The organism is Cupriavidus sp. FW306-1B-F12B (assembly GCF_058781795.1).
The window spans coordinates 342,710-368,493 of record NZ_JBYSXC010000002.1; the positions used below are offsets into that span (position 1 = coordinate 342,710).

The window sequence follows — 25,784 nt, forward strand, 5'->3', positions numbered from 1 at the left end:
CTTGTATCGTTCGCGTCCTAATCCATAATTATGAATTATGGCTGACCGGGCGCATCTGCCTGGCCGACGCCAGATCGTGACCGGGACGCGTCGGTCACGCGATCCGACCCGGGGGAAGCATGCGCATCGTCCAGCAGGCGTTGTACCTGGAAGTGGCAGACCGGCTGCGCGCCATGATTGACGCGCATACGCTGGTGCCCGGCGCATGGATCGACGAGAGCGCGATGGCCGAAACGCTGGGCATCTCGCGCACGCCGCTGCGCGAAGCGCTCAAGGTGCTGGCCGCCGAAGGCCTGGTGCGGCTGGAGCCGCGGCGCGGCTGCTTCGTCAATGAGCTGTCCGAGCAGGACCTGGACGAGATCTTCCCGCTGATGGCACTGCTGGAAGGGCGCTGTGCCTACGAGGCCGCGCGCAACGCCACGCGCGCCGACCTGGACGCACTGGACGGCCTGCATGCCGACCTGGCGCGCTATGCGCAGGCGGGCGACATCGACGCCTACTACGAAACCAACTTCCAGATCCACGAATCGATCCAGCGGCTGGCCGGCAACCGCTGGCTGTCGGGCCTGATCAGCGACCTGCGCAAGGTGCTGCGGCTGTCGCGCCACAAGAGCCTGAAGCTGCCGGGCCGGATCCAGGAATCCTGCGCCGAGCACCTGTCCGTGTTTGCCGCGCTCAAGGCCCGCGACCCGGAAGGCGCCGAGGCGATGATGAAGACCCACCTGCTGCGCCAGCGCGCGGCGCTCAAGACGCTGGATGCCGGCGCCACCGCCGGCGCAGCCGAGGCCCAGGCCGTGCGCGCGCCGCCGGTGCTGCGCGTGGCCGGCGCCGAAGAGTAGCCGCGGCGCCGCAACCCCAGTCCGATGTTTTTCCCACATTCCGATCGATGCATCAAGGCAGGTACCGCATGAATTCCTTCGACACGGGTGACCAGAAGATCAGTGCGCCGCTGGGCGAAAGCGAGCCGGCAGGTTCCAAGTTCCTGTCGCGGCTGGGCCGCTGGTGGGGACGCAAGGGCGAGGGCGACGCCAAGGCCAGCGCCAAGGCCCCGGCAACGCCGGTCGATGGCGAGGCGCCGCTGCCGGCGCGCGCGGTGCGCCGCCAGCGCGAGCAGCTGCGGCTTTGCTTCGACGCGCGCCTGACCGATGGCGCCGCCAATGCCGCCGCGCAGGCATGGCAGGCCGAGTATGAGGCCGCCGGCGAGGCCACCCGGCGCGGCATGCTGGCGGTGCTGGGCGAAGTCGCCAGCAGCGGCGGCAAGGGCAGCGAAGAAGCCGGGGCCGACGGCGACAAGGGCGCGCGCGCCGCCCGCGCGCAGGCCGCGTCTTCGGGCCTGGCCCAGGCCCTGTCCAATGCGCGCATCCGCTTCTTCAAGCGGCTCGCCGCGCTGCACGGCCAGCGCGGCAACAGCGCTTGCGGCCTGCACTTCTTGATCCAGCTGCGCGCCGACATGCTGCGCTGGCAGCGCCGCATGCCGGGGCTGCGCCCGCTTGACGACGATCTCGAGGCGCTGTTCTCCAACTGGTTCGACGTGGGCCTGCTGGAGCTGCAGCCGATCACCTGGGATTCGCCGGCATCGCTGCTGGAAAAGCTGATCCGCTACGAGGCCGTGCATGAAATCGCTTCATGGACCGACCTGCGCAACCGCCTCGATTCCGACCGCCGCTGCTATGCGTTCTTCCACCCGCGCATCCCGCGCGAGCCGCTGATCTTTGTCGAGGTGGCATTCGCGCCGGAGATGGCGGCCAATGTCCATACATTGCTGGATGAAGCCGCGCCGCTGGAAGACCTGCGCCGCGTCAAGTGGGCCATCTTCTATTCGATCAGCAATACGCAGGCGGGCCTGCGCGGCGTGAGCTTCGGCAATTTCCTGCTCAAGCGCGTGATCGAGGAGGTCCAGCGTGAATTCCCAAAAGTGAATCAGTTCGCCACGCTCTCGCCGATCCCCGGGTTTGCCGACTGGCTGCGCAAGCAGGATGGCGATGCCATTGCGCGCGTGCTGGGCGACAAGCGCCTGGCGCGCTGGAGCGAGCGCCACGGCAAGGCGCCAGCGGACGGCGCCGGGTGGCTGGAGGCGCTGGTGCCGGACGCCGCCGATACCGTGATCCGCGATACCGCGATGACCCTGGCCGCGCATTTCCTGGTGCGCGAACGCAACCAGTCGATGCCCGCCGACCCGGTCGCGCGCTTCCACCTCGGCAACGGGGCCTGCGTGGAGCGGCTGAACTGGGGCGCCGACCTGTCGCGCAAAGGCCGCAGCCAGAGCTGCGGGATGATGGTCAATTATCTTTACGTGCCCGAGGCGCTGGATGACAATCTGGCACGCTTGGGCGCCGGCAACCCGCGCATCAGCCGTAGCGTCGGGAAGCTGCTGTGACCCTGGTCCGGTCACGCGGGTCGCCCCCGCACCCGCGGCGCCTGGCGCGCCGCGTTTTCTTGTCGGGACCTGAGCAGTAACTTCGCGCCGCGGCAGTGCCGCGCGGCCATCAGATTGACTTTCCGCAGAAGAGAGAGGAGACAACCAATGAATCGTCGTCAGTTCAGCCTGGCCGCGTGCGCGCGCGCAACGGGCGTGGCCCTGGGCCTGGCCGGCCTCGGCACCGGCGCAATGCTCGCCGCACCCGCAGCGCATGCCGATACCTGGCCGTCCAAGCCCGTCACCGTGATCGTGCCGTTTCCCGCCGGCGGCGGCACCGACGCCTTTGCGCGGCCGCTGACCGCGCAGTTGTCCAAGCAGCTCGGCAAGCAGTTCGTGATCGACAACCGCGGCGGCGCCGGCGGCACGGTCGGCGCCAGCATTGCGGCCAAGGCTGCGCCGGACGGCTACACGGTGTTCATCGGCGGCGCGCACCACGCGATTGCGCCGTCGTTCTACAAGAAGCTGGACTACGACATCGAGAAGGACTTCATCCCGGTCACGGTGATCGCTCAGCCGCCGCAAGTGGTGGTGGTCAATCCCAACCGCGTCAAGGCCAACACGCTGCAGGAGCTGATTGCCTACGCCAAGGCCAATCCCGGCAAGCTGAACTACGGTTCGGCCGGCAACGGCTCGTCGCACCACCTGGCGGGCGAGCTGTTCAAGCTCCAGACCAAGACCTTCATCACCCACATCCCCTACAAGGGTGCGGGCCCGGCGCTGTCCGACCTGATCGCGGGCCAGGTCGACCTGATGTTCGACGGCCTGGGCTCGTCGGCACAGCATATCCGCGCGGGCCGCATCAAGGCGCTGGCGGTGGCTTCGAGCAAGCGCTCGGCGGCGTTCCCCAACGTGCCGACCGCGGCCGAGGCAGGCGTGCCCAACTATGACGTGTCGACCTGGTATGCGATGTGGGTGCCCAAGGGCACGCCCAAGGAGATCGTCGACCGCCTGCATGCAGAGACCGAGAAGGCGCTGAACACGTCGGAGCTCAAGCAGGTCTGGCTTAACAACGGCTCCGAGACGCCGGCGTTTACGCAGGAGCAGTTCGCGCAGTTCCAGCACGCCGAGATTCGCCGCTGGGCCCAGGTGGTGCAGCAGTCCGGCGCCAAGATCGACTGACGGGGCGCCATGTCAACGCTGATCCGATGCAAGGGGGCGCGGCGATGAGCGGCACCGTATTGTTTGCCACGCAGGGCACCACCGCCACCGTGACGCTGTCGCACGCGGGCAAGCTCAACGCCATTTCCGCGCAGATGTGGCGCGAGCTGGCCGCGGGCTTTGCACGCCTGTCCGCCGATACCTCGCTGCGCTGCGTGGTGGTGCGCGGTGCCGACGGCAACTTTGCCGCCGGCGCCGACATTGCCGAGTTCCCGGCAGAGCGCGCCGACGAGGCCGCGGTGCGCCACTACCACATGGCCACCATCGCGCCGGCACTGGCGGCGGTGGCGCAATGCACGCACCCCACCGTGGCGATGATCGAAGGCGTATGCGTGGGCGGCGGGCTGGAAATCGCCAGCCACTGCGACCTGCGCATCGCCGCCTCGGACAGCCGCTTCGGCGTGCCCATCAACCGCCTGGGCTTCCCGATGGCGCCCGGCGAGCTGCAGGGCCTGCTGGCGCTGGCGGGCCGCGCCGCCGCGCTGGAGATCCTGCTGGAAGGCAGGGTCTTCGACGCCGCCGAGGCGCGCGACAAAGGGCTGCTGACCCGCGTGGTCGAGCCCGGCGCGCTGGCCGCTGAGGTCGAGGCCACGGCGCGCCGCATTGCCGCCGGCGCGCCCGTTGCCGCCCGCATCAACAAGGCCACCATCCGCCGGCTGGCGCCGCTGCCGGCACCGCTGTCGCCCGCCGAGCTGGACGCGCATTTTGCCTACGCCGAAGGCGCGGATCATGCGGAAGGGGTGGCCGCCTTCCTCGCGCACCGGCCACCGCAGTTCCGTGGGGAGTAGGGCACGCCGCCAGCACTGCTTCCACACGCCATTGTTTTCTTCGTTTTCCTCAGCCTTTCGTTCGATCCCCGACATGAACGCCAACCTGTTCGCCCTGTTCGAATCCCGCTTCCCCGCCGACCGCACCGCCTGCTGCATCGAGACCCATGACGGACTGTACTACAGCTGGGACGACCTTGACCGCGCCACCGCCAAGCTCGCCAACCTGCTGGCCTCGCTGCACCTGCCCGAAGGCGCACGCGTGGCGGTGCAGGTGGAGAAGTCCCCCGAAGCGCTGTTCCTGTACCTGGCCACGCTGCGCGCCGGCTACGTCTACCTGCCGCTGAACACCGCCTACCAGGAGGCAGAGATCGACTACTTCGTCGGCAATGCCGAGCCGTCGGTGGTGGTGTGCAGCAGCAAGAATTTCGGCTGGGTGTCCAAGGTGGCGTTCCGCCACGGCGTCAACCACGTCTTTACCCTGGACGACGACCGCAGCGGCTCGCTGCTGTCGCGCGCGGCGGGCAAGTCAGATACCTTCGAGACGGTCGCACGCCAGGATGACGACCTTGCCGCCATTCTCTACACCTCCGGCACCACCGGCCGCAGCAAGGGCGCGATGCTGACGCACCGCAACCTAGCCTCCAATGCGCAGACGCTGCATGAATTCTGGGGCTGGCGCAGCGACGATGTGCTGCTGCACATGCTGCCGATCTTCCACGTGCATGGCCTGTTCGTGGCTTCGCATGGCGCGCTGCTGGCCGGTGCCAAGATGATCTGGGCGCCGAAGCTGGACATGGCACAGGTGCTGAAATTCCTGCCGCGCTGCACGGTCATGATGGGCGTGCCGACCTACTACGTGCGCATGCTGCAGGAGCCGCGCTTCGACGACGACACCTGCCGCCGCATGCGGCTGTTCGTGTCCGGCTCGGCGCCGCTGCTGCTGGAGACCTTCGATGCCTTCCGCGAGCGCACCGGCCATACCATCCTGGAACGCTACGGCATGAGCGAGACCGTGATGCTGGTGTCCAACCCATACGATGCCGCGCTGGGCGAGCGCATCGGCGGCACCGTCGGCATGCCGCTGCCGGGCGTGTCGGTGCGCGTGGTCGATGGCGAGGGCCAGCCGTGCACGCCGGGCGAGATCGGCAATGTCGAGGTCAAGGGCCCGAACGTGTTCAAGGGCTACTGGCGCATGCCGGAGAAGACCAGGGAAGAGTTCACCGAGGACGGCTGGTTCAAGACCGGCGACGTCGGCCGCTTCGGCGGCGCCATTGCCAGCCAGGCCGGCGAGCGCGCGGTGCCGGACAACTACCTGACCATCGTCGGGCGCAGCAAGGACCTGATCATCTCGGGCGGCTACAACGTCTACCCGAAGGAAATCGAGAGCTTTATCGACGAGATGCCAGGCGTGGCCGAGAGCGCCGTGATCGGCGTGCCGCACGCGGATTTCGGCGAGGCCGTGGTGGCAGTGGTGGTGCGCAAGCCGGGTGCGGATATCGATGAAGCGGCGCTGATCGGCACGCTCAAGGGCCGCATCGCCAACTTCAAGGTGCCCAAGCGCGTGCACGTGGTGGACGAGCTGCCGCGCAATACCATGGGCAAGGTGCAGAAGAACGTGCTGCGCGAGCAGTTCGCGGTGCTCTGAGGGTCTTTGGGAAAGGCTGAGCGACTTCAACTGCTGCGGGTTTGCTCCCTCTCCCGCAGGCGGGAGAGGGAGCAAACAGAGGGGCGGCAGCGTGCCCTTCTTCGTTACTTCAGCATCTGCACCGACCCGTTGACCGACACCGTCACCTGCGTCTTGCCGCCCTCAACCGGCACCGCCACCGCGGCGTCGGCCATCATGGCCTTGGCAGCACCGTACATGCGCGGCATCGGCGGCACCACGCCGGTTTCATTCAGGCTGACTTCGCGGATCGTGTAGCTGTTGTAGCCGAACAGCTTGGTGGTCGACTGCGCCTTGCTGCGGAACGAGGCGATGGCCTGCTCGGCCAGCTTGGCTTCGGCCGCCTCGCGCGCTTCGCGCGACAGCGAGAAGGCGATGTTCTGCACCTGCATCTGGCTGGCCAGCTCGCCAGCGAGCTTGGACACGGCCGAGAAATCGCGCGACTTCAGGATGACTTCGGAACGCCCGCGCCAGGTGCTGATGCGGCCGTTGCGGTCGGTGTTGGGGTGGATGGTGAAGCCGCCCGACTCGGCGGTCACGCCCTGGACGCGGCGCGCCTGCGTGATGACGGCCTGCGTCCGGGTCGACAGGCCCGAGGAAATCGCGGCCGGTTCAGCGCCTTCCTGCTCGGCGGCAAGCGTCAGGTGCACGATATCGGTCGGCACTTCGGTGACCGCCTGCGCGCTCAGCGAGAGCACGCCCGACGGCGTTTCAGTGGGGCCACCGTGCGCCGAGGCAACGATGGCGGTGGTGCCCAGCAGGGTGGCGGCAAGCCATTGTTTCATGTTGTTCTCCCGTTCAAACGTGATGGGTATCAGACGTGACCGGGTGCCCGATCGTTCCGCGACATTGCAAACGATTGTTGCGAAGCCGGCGCGGGCGCGCCTCCCCCGTCCGGGTCAGAATGCCTGCCAGGCCTTCCACAACATATAGCTCGCCAGGCACAGCAGCAGCGCGGCAAAGACCTTGCGCAACTGGCTCACATCCATGCGGTGCGCGGTGCGCGCGCCCAGCGGCGCGGTCATTACGCTGGCCGCTGCGATCACCAGCAGGGCCGGCAGGTAGAGATAGCCGAGCGATCCCGCCGGCAGCCCCGGCGTCTGCCAGCCGCTCCAGACATAGCCGGCCACGCTGGCCGCTGCAATCGGAAAGCCGAGCGCGGCCGAGGTCGCCACCGCGTTGTGGATCGGCACGTTGCACCACGTCATGAACGGCACCGAGACAAAGGCGCCGCCCGCGCCAACCAGGCTGGACAGGAAGCCGATCACGCCGCCCGCGCCCGCCATGCCGGCAAGGCCGGGCAGCTGCCGGCCGGGCCTGGGACGACGGTTGCGCAGCATCTGCAGCGCGGAAAACCCGACGAAGCCGGCAAACGCCAGCGACAGCCAGCTGGTCTTGAGCGCCGCGAACACCTTGCCGCCGCCGATCATGCCGCCGAGCACGATGCCCGGCGCCAGCGCCAGCACGATCGGCCAGCGCACCGCGCCGCGCTGGTGGTGCGCGCGCACGGACGACAACGAGGTGAACAGGATGGTGCCCATCGAGGTGGCGATCGCCATATGGACGATGGCCTCGTCGGCAACGCCCAGGCTGGTGAACAGCAGCGTCAGGAAGGGCACCATCATCATGCCGCCGCCGACGCCGAGCAGCCCGGCGCAGAAGCCGGTGAAAGCGCCCAGGGCAAGCAGGGCAGGAACCAGCACCGGCAGGTTGTCGAACTGCATCGTGTCTTCAGGGTTGTTGTGATCAGCCTTGCCTGGGCCGGCCGGGCAGGGTTCAGCGCATCAGCTTGCCGGTGATGAAGCGCCATTCGGCCGGTGTCACCGGCGTGATCGACAGCCGGTTGCCGCGACGCAGCACCACCATGTCGGCCAGTTCCTCATGCTCGCGCAACGCGGCCAGCGGGATCAGCGCGCTCTTGCGTTCGAAGCGCACGTCGACCAACAGCCAGCGCGGCGCGTCGGCCTTGGAGGCGGCGTCATAGTACGGGCTCTTGCGGTCGAACTGGGTGGGGTCGGGGTAGGGCACGGAGCAGACCTCGGCCAGGCCGGCAATGCCGGGCTCCGGGCACGACGAGTGGTAGAACAGCACGCCGTCGCCGATCCGCATGGTGTCGCGCATGAAGTTGCGCGCCTGGTAGTTGCGCACGCCGGTCCAGGGCAGCGTGCCTTCCCGGGCCAGGTCGTCGATGCTGGCTTCATCCGGTTCTGATTTCATCAGCCAGTACTGGCGGGCGCGTTGGTTCTGGTTCGGGCTCACGGCGCAGCTCAGGAATGGAAGCAGATCAGGGCGCCGCGTGCACAGCGTGTGCACGCGGACGCGCAGGCAAGAAAAAAGGCGATGGTTCAGAAAACCACCGCCTTTTTAAGGGGTCCCCGCCTTGGCCGCTGGGTCGGCATCCTGAACCCAAGTGAGGTTCAGAGTGGCTGCGGAAGTCGCATTTCGGGTACATCATCCACTCAGGGAGTCCAGGCCAGGCCCAGACTATGAATGCGACGACGCGCTCGCCCACGCGACATGATCCCGCACCATGCAATGCATATCGGTTCAAGGAGTTTATGACCCTCACGAACCAGGCAGGGAAACTGTCAAACGTCTGACTTTCCAGGCGCATCATCGTGCCCGGAAAACCGGATCCGCGTGCGGGATGTCAGACGTTTGCCGTTTCTGACTAGGATGGGATGAGAACGGCGGCCGGGCGCGATAACCTGGCCTGTAGCTGCACATCTATGGTGCCTCGTGCAGTCTGGCTACACTATACACCGCGTTGCAGGGCATACCAAGTCCACTCGCGCGTATCGTTACATTTTGCGCGGCAGCGCGGCATCCGCAGCACATCCCCCTTTCATTGCTCAGCCGCGCGTACCGGTGCCCACGTGCGCATACTGGCGCAGGGCTTCGTCGGCGCGGTCGTTGAGTTCGCGGATGCGCGCGCGGATGGCATCGACCGGGATCGCGCCCTCGGCCTGCTGCTTGCGCTGCATCGACAGCAGGTCCGAGGCGATGCTGATGGCGGCCATGACCGCCACGCGCTCCACGCCCTTGGCCGCGGTGCCGTTGCGCAGCTTGTTCATTTGCGTGTCGACCAGAGCCACGGCTTCGAGCAGCGCGGCCTCGTTCTCGGGCGCGATGGCAAAGCGGTAGGGCTGGCCGGCGATATTGACTTCGACTTGCTTGTTGCTCATGCGTGTTCTCCGGGAGCCTTGTGCGGCTCGGCGTCCTGCGCCGCAGCCTCTTCGCCGAGCAGGTCGAGCTGGCGCGTGTCGCTGGCAGTCGGCAGCTTGTCAAGGATGGACTGGATGCGCAGCTGCGCTTCCTCGATCTTGATATTGAGCAGTTCGCGGTCGGCTGCCATGGCCTCGCGCTCGCCGCGCAACTGCGCGGCTTCGCCCTCCAGCCGGGCGATCTCGTCGCGCAGCCGCTGGTTCTCCGCCGCCAGGGTGTCCGCATGGTGCAGCACGCGCCCGATCTTGGCGGCCAGTTGTTCGAGTTCGGTGAGCATAGGGCCTGTCATGATGGGAGAAGTGTCAGGTATCGCGATTCTAGCCGATGCGCCGGCTTGCACAATGCGGAGGAAAGGGTTTGTGACTGGCGACCCGCGTGGAAGTTGCAGGCTTCTGCACCTAAAACGCCACCAGAGTTGTGACAAAACACTACTGGCAGCCGCGTTGACGCGGGGGGCGAAACGCCCTAGACTCGCGCACGTTCCAGGTGCTCGCCCTTTTCGTCCCTGGCGAAAGGGCAGTTCAACGGGAAACAGGGAGCCGGGCCGGCTGCGCGCCGGACAGGCCAACCTGTGCTGCCCCCGCAACGGTAAGCGACCGCGGTGCGCATCTGCCAGACCCCGACATAGCCGACAGCCAGCCTGCCGGCAACGCCGCTGGCAAGGCCGGATTCCATTCCCGGCCACACGCACCGCAGGACCGGCCACACGCCACTGAACCGCAGGTTCGGGAAGGCGCCGGCCCAGTGTCGCCAGCCCGGATACCGGCCTGAACGCGGGCTGCCGCCCGTGCGCGGCACGCCTCATCGCCATATGGTCCGCGGGGGAACGGGCCCGGCCGTTCCTATCCAGTCCTGCATCATGCGTTCATCGCTCCACAGGTCGACCCGCCCGGCAACCCCGGCGGTGCGTCCGTCCGTGCCCGCCATCCTGGCGGCCATTGCCTCGTTCACCCTGGCTCCGGCCACTTCGTTCGCGCAGGCGGCCGACAGCGGCACCGACAGCCGCACCACGCAGCTCGCGCCGGTGGTGGTCACCTCCACCCGTACCGCGCAAGCCATTACCGAGGCGCTGCCTCACACCACGGTGGTGACGCAGCAGGACATCGTCAATTCGCAGGCGCCCGACCTGCGCACGCTGCTGCGCAACCAGGCCGGCGTGGAGTTCTCGGCCAACGGCGGCATGGGCACCAACACCACGCTGTTCATGCGCGGCGCCAACTCCAACCAGACCCTGATCCTGATCGACGGCGTGCGGGTATCGTCAGCGAGCAGCGGCACCGCGCAGCTGGCCAATATCCTGCCCGACCAGATCGAGCGCATCGAGGTGGTGCGCGGCAATGTGTCGGCGCTGTACGGCTCGGACGCCATCGGCGGCGTGGTGCAGATCTTCACCAAGAGCGGCGCGGGCCAGGCGCCGGCGGCCAATGCGCAGGTGGAATACGGCAGCAACAACACGCGCCAGGGCACGGTCGGCTATGGCGGCCAGGTCGGCGATACCTCGTTCAACCTGACCGGCTCGGCGTTCAAGACCGACGGCTTCTCGTCGATCAACACGAAGCAGGCGCCGCGCGCCAATCCCAACGACAACCCGTACGAGAACCAGAGCGTGTCGGGCCAGGTCAAGCACCGCTTCGCGCCGAACTGGGACGCGGGCTTCACCGGCTATTACTCGAAGAGCAAGCTGTCGTTCGACAGCGCCTTCGGCCGCCCGACCGACGACAACCGCACCAACAGCGAGCTGTACACGCTGTCGGCCTTCGTCAACGGCAAGGTGGGGACGGACTGGTCCACCCATTTCAAGCTGTCGCAGAGCGAGGACCGCAGCGACACCTTCCTCAACGGCAGGCCCAACGGCACCTTCAATACCCGCAACCGCCAGTTCAACTGGCAGAACGAGTATGCGCTGGCCGCCAACCACACGCTGCTGTTCGGCACCGACTACCTGCAGCAGGAGCTCGACTCCAGCGCCTACGGCGCGCCCACGCGCAATGTGTTCTCGGTGTTCGGCGGCTATGACGGGCGCATCGGCAAGCACCAGCTGCAGCTCAACGCGCGCAACGACCATTATTCCGACTTCGGCAACCAGGGCAGCTTCCGCGCCGGCTACGGCTACTACGTGACCGATGCGCTCAAGCTGATCGCCAGCGTCAGCAATGCCTTCCGCGCGCCGACCTTCAACGAGCTTTACTTCCCCAACTTCGGCCAGCCGAACCTGCAGCCCGAACGTGCCAAGTCGGTCGAGGCCGGCGTGCAGTACGCCACCGCCAGCGCCGGCCTGCTGCGCGTGACCGCCTTCGAGACGCGCTACGACGACCTGATCGTGTCGGCGCAGCAGCCCAGCGGCATGTTCCTGGCGCAGAACGTCAACAAGGCCAAGGTGCAGGGCATCGAGGCTTCGTGGCGCGCCACCGTGTATGGCACCGACTTCGGCGCCAGCGTGACCTTCCAGAACCCGGTCGACGAGCAGACCAACACCCAGCTGCTGCGCCGCGCGCGCCGCCATGCCGCGCTCGACGTGGGCCGCGACTTCGGCAACTGGCGCTTCGGCGGCGAATGGCTGGTGTCGTCGTCGCGCATGGATTCCGGCTCGCGCCGGCTGGGCGGATACGGTATCGTCAACCTGAACGCCCGCTACAACATCGACAAGCAATGGTTCATCGCCGCCCGCGTCGAAAACCTGTTCGACAAGGATTACCAGCTCGCCTACCCCTACAACACGCAGGGGCGCGCGGGCTTCATCACGCTGGGCTGGCGCCAGCGATGAGCGCACGGGCGCGCCATGTCTGAGTTCCGGCGCGCCCTGGCGATCTGGCTGGTGCTGGCGCTCGCGGCGCTGCTGGCGTTCGCGTTGTCGCTGGCGCTGGGCAGCGTGCCACTCGATGCGCGCGAGCTCTGGCTTGCGCTCAGCGGTGCCGACACCGGCACCGCCGCAGCGATCGTGCGCGAACTGCGGCTGCCGCGCGCGGCAGCGGCGTTTGCCTGCGGCGGGCTGCTGGCCCTGTCCGGCGCGCTGATGCAGGTGCTGCTGCGCAACCCGCTGGCCGAGCCCTATGTGCTGGGCGTGTCGGGCGGCGCCTCCACTGCCGCGCTGCTGGCCATGCTGCTGCTGGCGCCGTGGTGGGGCGTGCAGGCCGCCGCCGCCGCCGGTGCACTGGGGGCGATGGTGCTGGTGGCGTCGCTGGCGCGGCGCGACCTGCTGCATCCGCAGGTGCAGGGCGGCCACCGCGAGGCGGGCGCCCGGCTGCTGCTGACCGGCGTGATCCTGGCCGCGGGCTGGGGCGCGGTCATTACCCTGATCCTTTCCATTGCGCCGGAGTCGCGCCTGCGCGGCATGCTGTTCTGGCTGACCGGCGACCTGGGCGGCACCGCCGCCTACGGCGGCGCGCTGGCCATGCTGGTGGTGGCGCTGCTGCTGGCCATGCCGATGGCGCGCGCGCTCAACGTGATGCTGCTGGGCGAGACCGTGGCGCAGTCGCTGGGCGTGCGCGTGGGCCGCGTGCGGCTGGCGACCTTCCTGCTGGCGTCGCTGTGCATTGCCGCTGCCATCACCACGGCCGGCTCGATCGGCTTTGTCGGGCTGGTGGTGCCGCACCTGGTGCGCCTCGCCTGGGGCAACGACCAGCGCCTGCTGCTGCCGGCCGCCACGCTGCTGGGCGGCGCGCTGCTGATGGCCGCCGACCTGATCGCACGCACCGTGGTCGCGCCCGCGCAGCTGCCGGTGGGCGTGATCACCGGGCTGCTGGGCGTGCCGACCTTCCTCTACCTGCTGCTGCGGAGGCCGCGATGAGCCAGGCCCCGCACTGGTCCCATCCGCTCACTGCCTGTCCGCAGCTCGTGCTGCGCGATGTGAAGCTGCGCACCGGCCAGCGCGTGCTGGTGGAGCGCCTGACGATGACCATCGGCGCGGGGCAGCTGTGGTGCATTGCCGGACCCAACGGTGCCGGCAAGTCCACGCTGATGACGGTGCTGGCCGGGCTGCGCCACGCCGACGGCGGCAGCGCGGAGATCGACGGCACCGCGGCGGCGCAGATCGCGCCGGCGGTGCTGGCGCGCCAGCGCGCCTACCTGCCGCAGGCCGTGCATGACACCTTCTCGATGTCGGTGCAGGATGCCGTGCGCGTGGGGCGGCATCCGCACCTGTCCGGCTGGGGCTGGACCGGGCGCGAGGATGACCGCATCGTGCACGAAGTGATCCGCGCGATGGATATTGAGGCGCTGGCCGCGCGCGATGTGCTGACCCTGTCCGGCGGCGAGCGCCAGCGCGCCTCGCTGGCCGCGGCGCTGGCGCAGCAGGCGCCGCTGCTGCTGCTGGACGAACCGGTCTCGCACCTGGACCTGCGCCACCAGATCCTGGTGCTGGAACAGCTGGCCGCGCTGGCCCGGGCCGGGCGCCATGCCATCGTGGTGATCCTGCACGACCTGACGCTGGCGCTGCGCTACGCCACCCACGCCCTGCTGATGGCCGAAGACGGCACTACGCTGCATGGCACTGCCGCCCAGGTGCTGACCCCTGAACACTGCTCGCGCGCGCTGCGCACCGCCATCGTCAGCGTCACCGACGGCGCGCATACTGCGCTGATCCCCGACGGCGCCGCCCCACCCATACCCGACACACGTCATGACTGATACCCAGACCCCCCCTGCAGAAGACCCGGACCGCGATGCCCGCCACAAGGCGCGCATGGAGCGCAAGAAAGAAATCGTCGACGCCAAGATTGCCGCCGCGCAGGATGAGCGCGGCGTGATCGTCATCACCACCGGCAACGGCAAGGGCAAGTCCAGCTCGGGCTTTGGCATGGTGGTGCGCGCGCTTGGCCACGGCATGCGCACTGGCGTGGTCCAGTTCATCAAGGGCGCGCAGCCCACCGGCGAAGAGATGTTCCTGCGCCGCTTCCCGGACGAGTGCGCCTTCCACGTGATGGGCGAGGGCTATACCTGGGAAACGCAGGACCGCGCCCGCGACGTGGCCAAGGCCGAGGCGGCCTGGGAAGTGGCGCGCGGCATGCTGCGCGACCCCGGCATCGGCCTGGTGCTGCTCGACGAACTGAACATCGCGCTCAAGCTGCACTATCTTGATGTGGAGCAGGTCATTGCCGACCTGCGCGCGCGCCCGCCGATGCAGCACGTGGTCATCACCGGCCGTGGCGCGCCGCCGGCCCTGGTGGAGGCGGCCGACACCGTCACCGACATGACGCCGGTCAAGCATGCCTTCCAGCAGGGCATCAAGGCGCAGCGCGGCGTCGAGATGTAGCCGCATCGTTTTTGAATACAAGGTCAACGCATCATGCAGTTTCCGGAAATCACTCCCCTCGACGATGCCCTGCGCCCCGAGCTGCAGGCCGCCATCGACGACAAGACCAAGCCGCTCGGCGCACTGGGCCGGCTGGAATCGCTGGCCTTGCAGCTGGGCCTGATCCTCGGCACGGCGCGGCCGGTGTTGCAGCGCCCGACGGTGATCGTGTTTGCGGCCGACCACGGCGTGGCCGACGCCGGCGTCAGCGCCTATCCGGCCGAGGTCACCGCGCAGATGGTGCAGAACTTCCTGTCTGGCGGCGCGGCGATCAATGTGTTCTCGCGCCAGCACGGCATTGCGCTGGAGATTGTCGACGCGGGCGTGCGCGTGCCGCTGCCGGCGGCACCGGGCCTGGTCAACTGCCGCATTGCCGACGGCACCCGCAACTTCGCCGTCGAACCCGCGATGACGCCGGAGCAGGCCGCCGCGGCGATGACTGCCGGCATGGCGCGCGTGCTGCGCCATGCGCAGCAGGGCTGCAACGTGATCGGCTTCGGCGAGATGGGCATCGCCAATACCTCGGCGGCCGCCTGCCTGATGCAGCGGCTGACCGGCCTGCCGCTGGCAGACTGCATCGGGCGCGGCACCGGGCTGGACGATGCCGGCCTCGCGCGCAAGCGCGAGGTGCTGGAGCGCGCGCTGGCGCTGCATGCCGATGCGCAGGCGCCGCTGGATGTGCTGGCCACCTTCGGCGGCTTCGAGATCGCGATGATGGCAGGCGCCTTCCTGGCCGCCGCCGCGAGCCGCATGGTGATCCTGGTCGATGGCTTTATTGCCACGGCCGCGCTGCTGGTGGCGCAGCGCCTGGACCCCAATGTGCTGCAGTACTGCGTGTTCACGCACTGCTCACATGAGCGCGGCCACCGTGCGCTGCTGGACCAGTTCGGCGCCGCGCCGCTGCTGGCGCTGGACCTGCGCCTGGGCGAGGGCACGGGCGCCGCGCTGGCGTGGCCGTTGCTGGCCTCGGCGGCGGCGTTCCTGAACGAAATGGCGACCTTCAGCGGCGCCGGCGTCAGCACCGCCTCGCCATGAGCGTGCCGTCCGACCCGGTGCCTGCACAAGGCAGCGCCGCCGGCGTGGCCGGCGAGTTGCGCTATTTCCTGACGGCGCTGGGCTACTTCACGCGCGTGCCGCTGCCGGGCTGGCTGGCGCGCTGGGCCGGATTCGAACCGCACTACCTGCACGCCGCCGCGCGCTACTTCCCGCTGGTCGGGCTGCTGGTGGGCGGCGTGGGCGCGCTGGTCACCTGGGGCGCGATGCTGTGGTGGCCGCCCGGCGTGGCCGTGCTGCTGGGCATGGCCGCCACGCTGCTGCTGACCGGCGCCTTCCATGAAGACGGCCTGGCCGATTGCGTCGATGCCTTCGGCGGCGCGTGGCAGCGCGAGGACGTGCTGCGCATCATGCATGACTCGCGCATCGGCGCGTTCGGTGCGATCGCGCTGGTGGTGGCGTTGCTGCTCAAGTGGCAGTTGCTGGTGGCGATCGCGGGGCGCGGCGGGTTGATGGTGCTGCTGGCGGTGATCGTCGCCGCGCACGCCGCCAGCCGCGCGATGGCGGTCAGCTATCTGGCCACGCTGACCTACGTGCGCGCGCAAGGCAAGGCCAAGCCGGTGGCGCAGAAGCTGGCCGGCGCCGGGCTGGCGTTCGCGCTGCTGTGCGGGCTGGTGCCGCTGTGGCTGGTGTCGCCGTGGTTCTGCGCGGCGGCAGTGGTCGCGCTGCTGGGGCTGCGCCTGCTGCTCGGCCGCTACTTCGTGCGCCGCATCGGCGGCTATACCGGCGACTGCCTCGGCATGGCCCAGCAGTGCGCCGAGATCCTGCTCTACCTGGTGGCCGCGGCATGGATGTGGTCCTGATCCGCCATGCGCAGCCGCAGGTGCCGGCGGGCACCTGCTATGGCTGCCTCGACCTGCCGCTGGTGGCGCCGCTGGCGCCCGCGGCGGCGCGGATCGCCGCGGGCCTGCCCACGCCGGATCGCATTGTCGCCAGCCCGCTGGCGCGCGCGCTCGGCACCGCGCAGGCGCTGGTGCAGGCGCTGCCGGGCGGTGCACCGGCCATCGACACCGAACCCCGGCTGCGCGAAATCGATTTCGGCAGCTGGGAGGGCGTCGCCTGGGATTCGATCGACCGCGCCGCGCTCGACCAGTGGGCGGCCGACCTGCTGCACGCGCGCCCGCATGGCGGCGAAGCGCCGGCGCAGGCCATGGCGCGGGTTGCCGGCTGGGCGGGAACGCTTGCCACGGATCGCGCCGAGTGTCTCTGGGTGGTCGGCCATGCCGGCCCGATGCGCATGCTGGCCGCGCACTGGCTGGGCGTGCCGCTGGCGACGACGGTCAACTGGGCGTTGGGCTTCGGGGCTAGTTGTGGCTTCACGCTGGGGCCGGGCGGGGTCCGGCTCGGCTGGTGGAACCGCGCCGCCTGATCAGCGTGCGGGCCGGCGCTTGCGCGCCGTGTCGAGGTCCTTGCAGATCAGCTCGGCGCCTTGCGCCACGCGCGGACCGGCGCGGTTGACCAGGTCGCCGTCGATCACGAACAGGTTGTTGCGCGCCACCGCCGTGACCTGCTTCCAGCGCCGCCACATCTCGAAATCCGGCAGCGGCTGATCCGAGCGCGTGGCGCCCATGCCCGCCGTCAGCATCGCCTCCGGGTTGCCCGCGATCACCGCTTCGACCGACACGGTCGGCACCAGCGGCGTCTCGGCCGCGAACAGGTTGCGCCCGCCGCACAGCGCCAGCATGTCGCTGACCAGGTGCTGGCCGTTGAGGGTCATCAGCGGCTGCTGCCAGACCTGGTAGAACACCGTCACCGGCGGGCGGGCCGCGTAAGTCTTGCGCAGCGTCTCCACCTGCTGGCGGAAGCCGTCGGCAGCGCGCCGCGCGGTGGCTTCGGTGCCCAGCAGCGTGCCGAGCTTCTCCATGTTCTCCGGGATCGCGGCCAGCCTGCGCGGCTCGCTGTAGAACAGCGGGATGCCGAGCGCGCGCAGGCGGTCGGTCTGCTTCTGCGCATTGCCGTGGCGCCAGACCACGATCAGGTCCGGCTTGAGCGCGGCGATGCGCTCCAGGTCCAGCGCCTTGTTGTCGCCCACGCGCGCGATCTCGCGCGCCTGCGGCGGGTAGTCGCTGTAGCTGACCGTGCCGACGATGCGGTCGCCGCCGCCGGCCGCGAAGATCATCTCGGTGACGTGCGGCGCCAGCGAGATCACGCGGCGCGCGGGCTGCGGCAGCGTCACCGTCTGGCCAGCGTCGTCGACGGCAGACACCGCGGCGGCGGCAGGCAGGGCTGCCAGCAGCAGCGTGGAAGCGATAACGGGCGTCAGGCGGTTCAGCATGGAATCGGGGAAAGTGGTTCAGGCAGTGACCGCGGCCAGTGCCGCTTCCAGCCGCTGCCAGGCGTGCGGCTGGTCCGGCGGCAGGCCCAGGCGCAGGCTCGGCGGACAGCCGCCGGCGGCGTCGAAGCAGCGGGTCCAGACGCCATGCTGCGCGAGCCCGTGCTGCAGCCGTGCGGCGTCGCCATGCGGCACCCAGCAGAACAGCGGATGCATCACCGGCGCCAGGCCATGGCGGTCCAGCAGCGCGGCCAGCTTCGCCCCGCATGCTTGCAGCCTCGCTCGGTTGGCATCGTGCCAGGCATGGTCGGCCAGGGCGTGCCGCGCGACCTCGCGTGCCGGGCCCGATACGGTCCAGTGGCCCAGGCGCTGGCGCAGCGCGTCGAGCAGTGCCGGCTGCGCCAGCACGAAGCCGCAGCGGATGCCGGCCAGGCCATAGAACTTGCCGATCGAGCGCAGCACCACCAGGCCGGCCTTGCCGCTGTGCGCGGCCACCGAGCCATCGGGCAGGCAGTCGATAAAGGCTTCATCGACCAGCAGCGTGCCGCCGCGCGCCGCCAGCTTCGCATGCCAGCCCAGCAGCGTGGCGGCGGGCAGCACGCGGCCGGTCGGGTTGTTCGGGTTCACGACGACGAGATGGTCGAGTTCGTCGGCGAGCGCCGCCTGCGTGAAAGCCGCTTCATCCAGCGGCGCCACCGCATGGCCCGCGGCAGCGAAGGCCGGCGCGTATTCGCTGTAGCCGAGCGCGGCGATGCCAACGCGGCCCGGGCGCAGCAGACCCGGCAGCGTGCGGATGGCGGCCTGCGAGCCGGCGACGGGCAAGGCCCGCGGCGCGCCGCAGGCCTGCGCGGCCAGCTCGGCCAGTCCGTCGTCATCCTGCGGCAGCCGTTGCCACGCTTGCGCAGGCAGAGTCGGCACCGGATAGCCGTCGGGATTGATGCCGGTGGACAGGTCGAGCCAGTCGCCGGCGGGGCGGCCGTAGCGGCGCACCGCGGCAAGCAGGTCGCCGCCGTGGCGGATCGGGGGCAGGGCGGTGTTCATGCCGGCGTGGCAAGCGCAAGGACGGCCAGCGCGCTGGCGCCTGCCAGCGCGAGCCACAGCCACAAGGTGCGCTCGACCAGCCGCAGGCAGGCCATCACGTGCGCGGCTTGCGGCGCAGGGCCAGCACCCAGCGGCGGGCGTTGCTCGATCTCGCCGTGATAGCGCGCCGGGCCGCCGAGCCGCACGCCCACCGCACCGGCGCCCGCGGCCATCACGGGGCCGGCATTGGGACTCGACCATGCCGGCGCCTGCGTGCGCCAGCAATGCAGCGCCTGCGCGGTGGCGCCGAGCAGCGCATAGGACAGCGCGGTCAGGCGCGCGGGCACGAGGTTGAGCCCGTCGTCGATGCGCGCCGCGGCCCAGCCAAAATACAGCAGCCGCGGCGTGCGGTAGCCCCACATCGCATCGAGCGTATTGGCCAGCCGGAACACGATCACGGCGGGCGCGCCGCCGACCAGGAACCAGAACAGCGCCCCGAAGACCGCGTCGTTGCCGTTCTCCAGCGCCGACTCGCAGGCGGCACGGGCCAGTGCTTCAGCATCGGCATCGGCGGTGTCGCGCGAGACGATGCGCGCGGTCAGCGTGCGCGCGGCGGGCAGGTCTGCGGCGGCGAGGGCGGTGGCGATCGGGGCGATATGCTGGTGCAGGCTGCGCGCGCCGAGTGCCGCGTACAGCGCCACCGCATGCAGCGCCAGGGCGGCAACAGGATGCAGGCTGGCCGCAGCGTCGACCAGCCACCATGCGAGCGCTGCCGGCACCAGCACCAGCACACACCAGCCGGCGAGACCGGCAAGGCGCTGGCGCCAGGGCGCGCCGCGGTGCGGCGCAGGGTTGAGCCGCCGCTCAAGTGCGGCAGCGATGCGGCCGAAGCCCACCAGCGGATGCCAGCGGCGCGGCTCGCCCAGCCAACGGTCCAGCACAACGCCCGTCAGTGCCGCTGCCACGCATGCCGGCCAGGCCAGCATCAGCATGTGGGATCGGCGCCTTTCACCGCAACCGGAATGCCTGCCACCATCAGCCGCACGCAGTCGGCGGCGGCGGCCAGCTTCTGGTTCAGGCGGCCCAGTTCATCGACATAGAAGCGGGTGATGGCGCCCATCGGGATCACGCCGAAGCCGATCTCGTTCGAGACCAGGATCACATGGCCCGGCAGCGTCGGCAGCGCGGTGAGCAGCGCTTCGATTTCCTCGGTGAAGGCATCCGGCGGCGTGATCACGCCATGCTCAGGGTACGCGCGGCCGTCGGGGAAGATCAGATTGTTCATCCACAGCGTCATGCAATCCACCAGGATGCAGCCGTCGTGGCGCGCGTTGGCGTAGAGCGCATCGGCCAGGTGCACCGGTTCTTCCACCAGGCGCCAGTCGGCGGGGCGGCGGGCGCGGTGCAGGGCGATGCGGACCTCCAGCTCCTGGTCGGCGTGCGCCGGGTCCTGGTGCGCGGTGGCGATGTAGGTGACCGGGCCGCCGGTGATGGTGGCATGGTCGGTGGCGAGCTGTTCGGCGTAATGGCTCTTGCCGGAACGCGCGCCGCCCAGCACCAGGGTGAGCTGGCGGTTACCGTGTCCGCCGGCGGCACGCGGCTGGCTGGCGGTGTCGGGGGCGGAGGCGGGTGCGATGGCCGGGGTTTCCATCCGCGTATTGTAGCCGCCGCATCCGGGCATCGCACGGGGAGGTGTTGCAGGCACCGGTGCGATAATCCGCCAATGCAGACCGACTCCTCGCAATCCCTGCCGCCGGGTGCCCTGCGCGGCACGCTGATGGTCCAGGGCACGACTTCCGATGCCGGCAAGAGCACCATCGTGGCCGGCCTGTGCCGGGTGCTGGCGCGTGCCGGCACGCACGTGGTGCCATTCAAGCCGCAGAACATGGCGCTGAACAGCGCGGTCACCGCCGACGGCGGCGAGATCGGCCGCGCGCAAGCGCTGCAGGCACAGGCCGCGCGGCTGGCACCGCATACCGACATGAACCCGGTGCTGCTCAAGCCCAGCAGCGACACCGGCGCGCAGGTGATCATCCACGGCCGCGCGCGGCTGGACCTGGATGCGCGCGCCTACCATGCCTACAAGCCCGAGGCGATGAAGGCCGTGCTGGCTTCGCACACGCGCCTGGCGCAGGCCTATGAGGTGGTGCTGGTGGAGGGCGCCGGCAGCCCGGCCGAGGTCAACCTGCGCGAGCGCGACATCGCCAACATGGGCTTTGCCGAGCGCGTCGACTGCCCGGTGGTGCTGGTGGCGGACATCGACCGCGGCGGCGTATTTGCGCACCTGGTCGGCACGCTCGACTGCCTGTCCGACAGCGAACGCGCGCGCGTGACCGGCTTCATCATCAACCGCTTCCGCGGCGATATCGGCCTGCTGGAGCCGGGACTGGACTGGCTGGTGGCGCGCACCGGCAAGCCGGTATTCGGCGTGCTGCCCTACCTGCACGGCCTGCATCTCGATGCCGAGGACGCCATCATCGGCGCGCAAGCGGACAAGGCCGGCACGCCGGCGCAGCGCCTGCGCGTGATCGTGCCGGTGCTGCCGCGCATCGCCAACCATACCGACTTCGACGCGCTGCGCGCGCACCCGCAGGTGGACCTGCAGTTCGTCGGGCCCGGCATGCCGATCCCGCCCGCGGACCTGGTGGTGCTGCCCGGCAGCAAGAACGTGCGCGGCGACCTGGACTTCATCCGCGTCAATGGCTGGGACGCGGCGCTGGCCCGGCACCTGCGCTACGGCGGCAAGCTGATCGGGATCTGCGGCGGCATGCAGATGCTGGGGCGGCAGGTGCACGATCCCGATGGCCGCGAAGGCCCGGCCGGCAGCAGCGCCGGGCTGGGCTGGCTGGACTTCGAGACCACGCTGGCCGCAGAGAAGCAACTGCGCCAGGTCGGCGGCCGGCTGGCGCTGGATCAGGCCGATGCGCCGGTGCGCGGCTACGAGATCCACCTTGGCGTCACCACGGGCGCGGGGCTGGAGCAGCCGGCCCTGTGGCTCGAGCGCGGCGACGGCACGGTGCGGCCCGACGGCGCGCGCTCGGCCGACGGCCAGGTGCTGGCCACCTATGTCCACGGCCTGTTCGACGAGCCTGCCGGTTGCCAGGCGCTGCTGCGCTGGGCCGGGCTCGACGGCGCCCAGGCGGTGGACCTCGATGCATTGCGCGAAGCATCGATCGAGCGGCTTGCCGACACCATGACCGCGCACCTGGACCTGGAAGCGATGCTGGCGCCGCTGCGGCGCTGACGCACGCGGCACGGCCGCCTGGCAGGGCCCTGCTAGAATCGCGAATCTTTCGCATTTGCATTCTGCGTGGAGGTGGCTTGTGCGCCATATTCCACGCAGGCAGCGTCCGCTCAACGTACTTCAGCCCCCACATGGTCACCGGCCGCCTGCGCGTCGTCCTCGTCAAACTGCACCTGTATATCGGCCTGAGCCTTGGCCTGCTGTTCGTCCTGTTTGGGCTGACCGGCATGACCATCGCCTGGCGCGAAGAACTGGATGCCTGGCTCAACCCTGACCTGCTGGTGGCGTCCGCGCCGATGACGCAGCCGGTGTCGCCGGCCACGGTCCAGGCAGTGACCGAGCGGCTGGCCGCGCCCCCCTACGGCAAGCCCAACCTGCTGATGCTGCCGGTCCATGCCGACGGCGTCTTTATCGCCTGGTATCCGGTCAAGGGGCCCGACGGCGTGGTGCCGGGCCGCTCGCGCCAGGTGATGGTCGATCCGGTCACGCTTGCGGTGAAGGGCGAACGCGTCTGGGGCGAGGCGGGCCTGTCGCGCCGGCTGCTGCTGCCGACGCTGTTCCACCTGCATCGCTACCTGCTGTCGGGCGACACCGGCAAGACCATCACCGGCATCGCCGGCATGCTGCTGTTGCTGACCACGCTGGTGGGCGTGGCGGTGTGGTGGCCCAAGATGAAGCTGCGCTCGGTGGTGCAGGCGTTCCGCATCACCCATGGCGGATCATGGTCGCGCTTCAACTATTCGCTGCATCGCGCCGGCGGCATCCTGGCCGCGCCGGTGCTGGCCACCATCGCCTTTTCGGGCTGGTACCTGAACCTGCCGAAGTGGGTGACACCGATGGTGGCCGGCGTGATGACCGTGACGCCGCCGGTGAAGCACGTCTCGGCACCGGCGCCGGCCGGGGCCCGGCCGCTGGGCGCGGGCGAGATCATGGCGGCGGCGCAGGCCCAGTACCCGCAAGCGCAGGTGACCCGCATCAGCTTCCCGCGCAAGCCGGGCGATGCGTTCGAGATCCGGCTGCGCCAGCCCGGCGAGGTGCGCAAGGATACCGGTGCGACGCGGCTGTGGCTCGATGCCTGGAGCGGCAAGCCGCTGGGCGTGCGTGATCCGCAGCAGGCGCCGGCGGGGGACACGTTGCTGAACTGGCTGTTCCCGCTGCATACCGGCGAGGCCTTCGGGCTGCCGGGGCGGATCTTCATCACGCTGTTCGGGCTGGCGCCGCTGGCGTTTGCCGTGACCGGCGTGCTGATCTGGTGGAAGCGGCGGCGGGGACACCAGCGGCATGTGGTGAAGGCCGCACAGCGATCCGGCATGCGCCGGGCATGAAAAAAGCAGGCCGCCGGCCTGCTTTTTTTGTCTGGCGCGGCGCCGCCGCTCAGATTTCCAGGTTGTCGATCAGCCGGGTCGCGCCCAGCTTGGCGGCAGTCAGGATCACCAGCGGCTCGCCGGCGAGAAATTCCTCGCGCGTCGGCGCCTGCAGGTCGACGCGCTTGCGGATCGACACGTAGTCCGGCTTCCAGCCGCGCCTGGCCAGCGATTCCTTCGCATTCGCCTCGACCGCAAGCAGGTCGGCGGAAGCGCGGTCGCTGCCCAGCACGGTGTCGCGCACGTCATGCAGCGTGCGGTACAGCACCGGCGCCTCGGCGCGTTCGTCGGGGGTCAGGTAGCGGTTGCGCGACGACAGCGCCAGGCCGTCTTCGGCTCGGATGGTCTCGGCGGGGATGATGTCGATCGGCAGGGCAAACTGCTGCACCATGCGGCGCACGATCATCAACTGCTGGTAGTCCTTCTTGCCGAACACCGCCACGCGCGGCTGCGCGCACGAGAACAGCTTCATCACCACCGTGCACACGCCCTTGAAGAAGCCGGGGCGGAACTCGCCTTCCAGGATGTCACCCAGGTCATGCGGCGGCTCGACGCGGTATTCCTGCGGTTCGGGGTACATATCGCGCTCGGACGGCGCGAACAGCACGTAGACGCCTTCCTTCTGCAGTTTTTCGATATCGTCCTGCAGCGTGCGCGGGTACTTGTCGAAATCCTCGTTCGGGCCGAACTGCAGGCGGTTCACAAAGATCGATGCCACCACCGGGTCGCCGTGCTGGCGCGCCAGGCGCATCAGCGACAGGTGGCCTTCGTGCAGGTTGCCCATGGTGGGGACGAAGGCAGCGCGGTTCTGGCCGCGCAGTTGGTCGCGCAGCTCTTGGATGGAGGAAATGACTTTCATCTGCCTTGGTGTGCTGGTCGTGGTAGGTGTGACCCGGGCGCCGGTCCGTCGAGGGGCGGCACATGGACTACCGGTCTCGGCCTTCTGTCGGGCGCGGGGCCTTCTGGCACTTGCCTGCGGGGCCTGCACCGTGGGCCATTTGGCCGGCTGTCGGCGGATTGTAGAACATGTTGGGACGGGGCCGGACCCCGCAGCGCGGGTGGGTCAGGTCGGGCTGTACGCCAATCGCACATAAATTGGTGCGAACGGTTCGGCCTGGGTGATCTCCACCAGCGCTTCGCGCGACAGCTCCAGCATGGCGATAAAGTTCACCACCACCACCGGCACGCCCTTGCCGGAGCGCACCGCGTCCTCGAACAGCTCGGAGAATTCCATGAAGCGCGCGTGCTGCAAGCGGCGCAGGATCTGGCTCATGTGCTCGCGCACCGACAGTTCCTCGCGCGAGATCTTGTGGTGCTGGTTGAGCTTGGCGCGCTTGAGCACATCGGCCCAGGCGGCCTGCAGGTCGATCGTCTCCACTTCCGGGAAGCGCGGCGCCAGGCTCTGCTCGATATACACCTGCGAGCGCAGGAAGTCGCGGCCCAGCTGCGGCACCGTGTCCAGGCGCTGCGCGGCCAGCTTCATCTGCTCGTATTCCAGCAGGCGGCGCACCAGCTCGGCGCGCGGGTCCTCGGCCTCATCGTCGCTGTCGGCCTTCTTGACCGGCAGCAGCATGCGCGACTTGATCTCGATCAGCATGGCCGCCATCAGCAGGTATTCGGCGGCCAGCTCGAGGTTGGTCTTGCGGATCTGCTCGATGTAGGACAGGTACTGCCGGGTGACCTGCGACATCGGGATGTCGAGGACATTGAAGTTCTGCTTGCGGATCAGGTACAGCAGCAGGTCCAGCGGGCCCTCGAAGGCTTCCAGGAAGATCTCGAGCGCATCCGGCGGGATGTACAGGTCCTGCGGCAGCTTGAACAGCGGCTCGCCGTACAGGCGCGCGAAGGCCATCCCGTCGACCATGTCGGCGGGGCCGGCTGCAACGGCCGGGGCCACGGCAGGCAGCTCGACGGGCAGTGGCAGCTTGTCCTGGTCGCCTGCGCTCATGGGCGGCGTGCGCTCGCGGGGGCGGCGGGAATCAGTTGTCCTGCGCGTAGACGTATGGCTTCTGCGCCACGCGCGAAGCTTCGGCGCGGGCGCGCTCTTCCAGGTCGATCGGCGACTTGTCCCACAGCAGGGCACGGCCGTCGCGCTGTTCGGCCTCCAGCGTCGGGCGCTCTTGCTTGAGCTGCTTCAGGAACTGGGTGATATCGGATTCGTAGATGGCCATGTTCAACCGTGATGCGCCCGCGCGGGCGCCAGATAGGTACAGTGGGCCACGATTTTACAGTATCGGCCCCCCGGGATGCATCCAGGCCGGGTGCAAGGCGCCGGAAAGTTCCGGGCACAAGGCCGGGTGTGGTCA

At 69.3% G+C, this 25,784-nt stretch carries 26 protein-coding genes and 1 other RNA gene; 14 read left to right on the top strand and 13 right to left on the bottom strand.

The window, feature by feature from the left end:
- The first annotated feature begins 119 nt into the window (after positions 1 to 119).
- From AC3WLE_RS04885 to AC3WLE_RS04905, 5 genes are all read left to right on the top strand, one after another.
- The gene (locus AC3WLE_RS04885) at positions 120 to 839 is read left to right on the top strand and encodes a GntR family transcriptional regulator (protein WP_011615942.1); all 720 of its coding nucleotides are present in this window, start codon (positions 120 to 122) and stop codon (positions 837 to 839) included.
- A 68-nt stretch (positions 840 to 907) separates the two neighbouring features.
- Positions 908 to 2,377: a malonyl-CoA decarboxylase domain-containing protein gene (locus tag AC3WLE_RS04890; RefSeq protein ID WP_492319703.1), complete on the top strand. Its 1,470-nt coding sequence runs from the start codon at positions 908 to 910 to the stop codon at positions 2,375 to 2,377.
- A 147-nt stretch (positions 2,378 to 2,524) separates the two neighbouring features.
- Positions 2,525 to 3,538 (top strand): Bug family tripartite tricarboxylate transporter substrate binding protein, encoded by a 1,014-nt coding sequence (locus AC3WLE_RS04895; protein ID WP_492319704.1) that lies wholly within the window; start codon positions 2,525 to 2,527, stop codon positions 3,536 to 3,538.
- Between the two features lie 44 nt (positions 3,539 to 3,582).
- Positions 3,583 to 4,365: an enoyl-CoA hydratase/isomerase family protein gene (locus AC3WLE_RS04900; protein WP_010814926.1), complete on the top strand. Its 783-nt coding sequence runs from the start codon at positions 3,583 to 3,585 to the stop codon at positions 4,363 to 4,365.
- Between the two features lie 73 nt (positions 4,366 to 4,438).
- Positions 4,439 to 5,992, top strand: coding sequence for a malonate--CoA ligase (locus AC3WLE_RS04905; protein ID WP_492319706.1), 1,554 nt, complete (start codon positions 4,439 to 4,441; stop codon positions 5,990 to 5,992).
- Between the two features lie 104 nt (positions 5,993 to 6,096).
- Here the strand turns inward: AC3WLE_RS04905 and AC3WLE_RS04910 are convergent, their stop codons facing one another.
- The 6 genes from AC3WLE_RS04910 to AC3WLE_RS04935 all read right to left on the bottom strand — a co-directional run bounded on the left by AC3WLE_RS04910 (position 6,097) and on the right by AC3WLE_RS04935 (position 9,512).
- Complete coding sequence (locus AC3WLE_RS04910) at positions 6,097 to 6,795, bottom strand: SIMPL domain-containing protein (RefSeq protein WP_492319707.1); 699 nt, start codon at positions 6,793 to 6,795, stop codon at positions 6,097 to 6,099.
- A 114-nt stretch (positions 6,796 to 6,909) separates the two neighbouring features.
- The gene (locus AC3WLE_RS04915) at positions 6,910 to 7,734 is read right to left on the bottom strand and encodes a sulfite exporter TauE/SafE family protein (RefSeq protein ID WP_492319708.1); all 825 of its coding nucleotides are present in this window, start codon (positions 7,732 to 7,734) and stop codon (positions 6,910 to 6,912) included.
- Between the two features lie 52 nt (positions 7,735 to 7,786).
- Positions 7,787 to 8,269 carry an EVE domain-containing protein gene (locus AC3WLE_RS04920; protein WP_010814922.1) on the bottom strand — a complete coding sequence of 161 codons (483 nt, stop codon included), beginning with the start codon at positions 8,267 to 8,269 and terminating at the stop codon, positions 7,787 to 7,789.
- 109 nt (positions 8,270 to 8,378) lie between these two features.
- Positions 8,379 to 8,596, bottom strand: a non-coding RNA gene (ssrS, locus tag AC3WLE_RS04925) — 6S RNA.
- 266 nt (positions 8,597 to 8,862) lie between these two features.
- Positions 8,863 to 9,195 carry a cell division protein ZapA gene (locus tag AC3WLE_RS04930; protein ID WP_035823521.1) on the bottom strand — a complete coding sequence of 111 codons (333 nt, stop codon included), beginning with the start codon at positions 9,193 to 9,195 and terminating at the stop codon, positions 8,863 to 8,865.
- Entirely contained in the window at positions 9,192 to 9,512 is a 321-nt protein-coding gene (locus AC3WLE_RS04935; protein ID WP_010814920.1) for a hypothetical protein, read from the bottom strand. Before AC3WLE_RS04935 ends, AC3WLE_RS04930 begins: the two co-directional genes overlap by 4 nt.
- Positions 9,513 to 10,094: 582 nt before the next feature.
- Between AC3WLE_RS04935 and AC3WLE_RS04940 the strand changes: the two genes are divergently transcribed.
- The 7 genes from AC3WLE_RS04940 to AC3WLE_RS04970 are packed head-to-tail and all read left to right on the top strand — an operon-like array spanning position 10,095 to position 16,947.
- On the top strand, positions 10,095 to 11,999 hold the full coding sequence (locus AC3WLE_RS04940; protein ID WP_492319709.1) for a TonB-dependent receptor domain-containing protein: 1,905 nt from the start codon (positions 10,095 to 10,097) through the stop codon (positions 11,997 to 11,999).
- Between the two features lie 15 nt (positions 12,000 to 12,014).
- Positions 12,015 to 13,022 carry a FecCD family ABC transporter permease gene (locus tag AC3WLE_RS04945; RefSeq protein WP_492319710.1) on the top strand — a complete coding sequence of 336 codons (1,008 nt, stop codon included), beginning with the start codon at positions 12,015 to 12,017 and terminating at the stop codon, positions 13,020 to 13,022.
- Entirely contained in the window at positions 13,019 to 13,861 is an 843-nt protein-coding gene (locus AC3WLE_RS04950) for an ABC transporter ATP-binding protein (protein ID WP_492319711.1), read from the top strand. Before AC3WLE_RS04945 ends, AC3WLE_RS04950 begins: the two co-directional genes overlap by 4 nt.
- On the top strand, positions 13,854 to 14,486 hold the full coding sequence (gene cobO, locus AC3WLE_RS04955; RefSeq protein WP_492356527.1) for a cob(I)yrinic acid a,c-diamide adenosyltransferase: 633 nt from the start codon (positions 13,854 to 13,856) through the stop codon (positions 14,484 to 14,486). The genes AC3WLE_RS04950 and cobO overlap by 8 nt, the downstream gene beginning before the upstream one ends.
- A gap of 33 nt (positions 14,487 to 14,519) precedes the next feature.
- Positions 14,520 to 15,560, top strand: coding sequence for a nicotinate-nucleotide--dimethylbenzimidazole phosphoribosyltransferase (gene cobT / locus AC3WLE_RS04960; protein ID WP_492319713.1), 1,041 nt, complete (start codon positions 14,520 to 14,522; stop codon positions 15,558 to 15,560).
- On the top strand, positions 15,557 to 16,381 hold the full coding sequence (locus AC3WLE_RS04965; RefSeq protein WP_051591649.1) for an adenosylcobinamide-GDP ribazoletransferase: 825 nt from the start codon (positions 15,557 to 15,559) through the stop codon (positions 16,379 to 16,381). The genes cobT and AC3WLE_RS04965 overlap by 4 nt, the downstream gene beginning before the upstream one ends.
- Entirely contained in the window at positions 16,366 to 16,947 is a 582-nt protein-coding gene (locus AC3WLE_RS04970; RefSeq protein ID WP_492319714.1) for a histidine phosphatase family protein, read from the top strand. Before AC3WLE_RS04965 ends, AC3WLE_RS04970 begins: the two co-directional genes overlap by 16 nt.
- On the opposite strand, the gene AC3WLE_RS04975 is transcribed toward AC3WLE_RS04970, so the two are convergent.
- The 4 genes from AC3WLE_RS04975 to cobU are packed head-to-tail and all read right to left on the bottom strand — an operon-like array spanning position 16,948 to position 20,551.
- Positions 16,948 to 17,853: a cobalamin-binding protein gene (locus AC3WLE_RS04975; protein ID WP_492319715.1), complete on the bottom strand. Its 906-nt coding sequence runs from the start codon at positions 17,851 to 17,853 to the stop codon at positions 16,948 to 16,950.
- 18 nt (positions 17,854 to 17,871) lie between these two features.
- Positions 17,872 to 18,891 (bottom strand): threonine-phosphate decarboxylase CobD, encoded by a 1,020-nt coding sequence (cobD, locus tag AC3WLE_RS04980; protein WP_492319716.1) that lies wholly within the window; start codon positions 18,889 to 18,891, stop codon positions 17,872 to 17,874.
- Complete coding sequence (cbiB, locus tag AC3WLE_RS04985) at positions 18,888 to 19,862, bottom strand: adenosylcobinamide-phosphate synthase CbiB (protein WP_492319717.1); 975 nt, start codon at positions 19,860 to 19,862, stop codon at positions 18,888 to 18,890. The genes cobD and cbiB overlap by 4 nt, the downstream gene beginning before the upstream one ends.
- On the bottom strand, positions 19,856 to 20,551 hold the full coding sequence (gene cobU, locus AC3WLE_RS04990; RefSeq protein WP_492319736.1) for a bifunctional adenosylcobinamide kinase/adenosylcobinamide-phosphate guanylyltransferase: 696 nt from the start codon (positions 20,549 to 20,551) through the stop codon (positions 19,856 to 19,858). Before cobU ends, cbiB begins: the two co-directional genes overlap by 7 nt.
- 42 nt (positions 20,552 to 20,593) lie before the next feature.
- On the opposite strand from cobU, the gene AC3WLE_RS04995 reads away from it, so the two are divergent.
- Positions 20,594 to 22,114 carry a cobyric acid synthase gene (locus tag AC3WLE_RS04995; RefSeq protein ID WP_492319718.1) on the top strand — a complete coding sequence of 507 codons (1,521 nt, stop codon included), beginning with the start codon at positions 20,594 to 20,596 and terminating at the stop codon, positions 22,112 to 22,114.
- A 131-nt stretch (positions 22,115 to 22,245) separates the two neighbouring features.
- The gene (locus tag AC3WLE_RS05000; RefSeq protein ID WP_492319719.1) at positions 22,246 to 23,439 is read left to right on the top strand and encodes a PepSY-associated TM helix domain-containing protein; all 1,194 of its coding nucleotides are present in this window, start codon (positions 22,246 to 22,248) and stop codon (positions 23,437 to 23,439) included.
- Positions 23,440 to 23,488: 49 nt separating this feature from the next.
- Here AC3WLE_RS05000 and panC read toward each other — a convergent pair whose 3' ends face one another.
- The 3 genes from panC to AC3WLE_RS05015 form a co-directional block, all read right to left on the bottom strand.
- The gene (gene panC, locus AC3WLE_RS05005) at positions 23,489 to 24,337 is read right to left on the bottom strand and encodes a pantoate--beta-alanine ligase (protein WP_492319720.1); all 849 of its coding nucleotides are present in this window, start codon (positions 24,335 to 24,337) and stop codon (positions 23,489 to 23,491) included.
- Between the two features lie 204 nt (positions 24,338 to 24,541).
- Positions 24,542 to 25,426, bottom strand: a complete 885-nt coding sequence (locus AC3WLE_RS05010; protein WP_492319721.1) for a segregation and condensation protein A — start codon at positions 25,424 to 25,426, stop codon at positions 24,542 to 24,544.
- A 31-nt stretch (positions 25,427 to 25,457) separates the two neighbouring features.
- On the bottom strand, positions 25,458 to 25,649 hold the full coding sequence (locus AC3WLE_RS05015) for a DUF3460 family protein (RefSeq protein WP_010814904.1): 192 nt from the start codon (positions 25,647 to 25,649) through the stop codon (positions 25,458 to 25,460).
- Between the last annotated feature and the right edge of the window lie 135 nt (positions 25,650 to 25,784).

Excerpts from the sequence above, each read along its gene's own strand:
- AC3WLE_RS04885 (WP_011615942.1), top strand. The coding sequence starts at position 120 with ATGCGCATCGTCCAGCAGGCGTTGTACCTGGAAGTGGCAGACCGGCTG.
- AC3WLE_RS04890 (WP_492319703.1), top strand. The coding sequence starts at position 908 with ATGAATTCCTTCGACACGGGTGACCAGAAGATCAGTGCGCCGCTGGGC.
- AC3WLE_RS04895 (WP_492319704.1), top strand. The coding sequence starts at position 2,525 with ATGAATCGTCGTCAGTTCAGCCTGGCCGCGTGCGCGCGCGCAACGGGC.
- AC3WLE_RS04900 (WP_010814926.1), top strand. The coding sequence starts at position 3,583 with ATGAGCGGCACCGTATTGTTTGCCACGCAGGGCACCACCGCCACCGTG.
- AC3WLE_RS04905 (WP_492319706.1), top strand. The coding sequence starts at position 4,439 with ATGAACGCCAACCTGTTCGCCCTGTTCGAATCCCGCTTCCCCGCCGAC.
- AC3WLE_RS04910 (WP_492319707.1), bottom strand. The coding sequence starts at position 6,795 with ATGAAACAATGGCTTGCCGCCACCCTGCTGGGCACCACCGCCATCGTT.
- AC3WLE_RS04915 (WP_492319708.1), bottom strand. The coding sequence starts at position 7,734 with ATGCAGTTCGACAACCTGCCGGTGCTGGTTCCTGCCCTGCTTGCCCTG.
- AC3WLE_RS04930 (WP_035823521.1), bottom strand. The coding sequence starts at position 9,195 with ATGAGCAACAAGCAAGTCGAAGTCAATATCGCCGGCCAGCCCTACCGC.
- AC3WLE_RS04935 (WP_010814920.1), bottom strand. The coding sequence starts at position 9,512 with ATGCTCACCGAACTCGAACAACTGGCCGCCAAGATCGGGCGCGTGCTG.
- AC3WLE_RS04940 (WP_492319709.1), top strand. The coding sequence starts at position 10,095 with ATGCGTTCATCGCTCCACAGGTCGACCCGCCCGGCAACCCCGGCGGTG.
- AC3WLE_RS04945 (WP_492319710.1), top strand. The coding sequence starts at position 12,015 with ATGTCTGAGTTCCGGCGCGCCCTGGCGATCTGGCTGGTGCTGGCGCTC.
- AC3WLE_RS04950 (WP_492319711.1), top strand. The coding sequence starts at position 13,019 with ATGAGCCAGGCCCCGCACTGGTCCCATCCGCTCACTGCCTGTCCGCAG.
- cobO (WP_492356527.1), top strand. The coding sequence starts at position 13,854 with ATGACTGATACCCAGACCCCCCCTGCAGAAGACCCGGACCGCGATGCC.
- cobT (WP_492319713.1), top strand. The coding sequence starts at position 14,520 with ATGCAGTTTCCGGAAATCACTCCCCTCGACGATGCCCTGCGCCCCGAG.
- AC3WLE_RS04965 (WP_051591649.1), top strand. The coding sequence starts at position 15,557 with ATGAGCGTGCCGTCCGACCCGGTGCCTGCACAAGGCAGCGCCGCCGGC.
- AC3WLE_RS04970 (WP_492319714.1), top strand. The coding sequence starts at position 16,366 with ATGGATGTGGTCCTGATCCGCCATGCGCAGCCGCAGGTGCCGGCGGGC.
- AC3WLE_RS04975 (WP_492319715.1), bottom strand. The coding sequence starts at position 17,853 with ATGCTGAACCGCCTGACGCCCGTTATCGCTTCCACGCTGCTGCTGGCA.
- cobD (WP_492319716.1), bottom strand. The coding sequence starts at position 18,891 with ATGAACACCGCCCTGCCCCCGATCCGCCACGGCGGCGACCTGCTTGCC.
- cbiB (WP_492319717.1), bottom strand. The coding sequence starts at position 19,862 with ATGCTGATGCTGGCCTGGCCGGCATGCGTGGCAGCGGCACTGACGGGC.
- cobU (WP_492319736.1), bottom strand. The coding sequence starts at position 20,551 with ATGCCCGGATGCGGCGGCTACAATACGCGGATGGAAACCCCGGCCATC.
- AC3WLE_RS04995 (WP_492319718.1), top strand. The coding sequence starts at position 20,594 with ATGCAGACCGACTCCTCGCAATCCCTGCCGCCGGGTGCCCTGCGCGGC.
- AC3WLE_RS05000 (WP_492319719.1), top strand. The coding sequence starts at position 22,246 with ATGGTCACCGGCCGCCTGCGCGTCGTCCTCGTCAAACTGCACCTGTAT.
- panC (WP_492319720.1), bottom strand. The coding sequence starts at position 24,337 with ATGAAAGTCATTTCCTCCATCCAAGAGCTGCGCGACCAACTGCGCGGC.
- AC3WLE_RS05010 (WP_492319721.1), bottom strand. The coding sequence starts at position 25,426 with ATGAGCGCAGGCGACCAGGACAAGCTGCCACTGCCCGTCGAGCTGCCT.
- AC3WLE_RS05015 (WP_010814904.1), bottom strand. The coding sequence starts at position 25,649 with ATGGCCATCTACGAATCCGATATCACCCAGTTCCTGAAGCAGCTCAAG.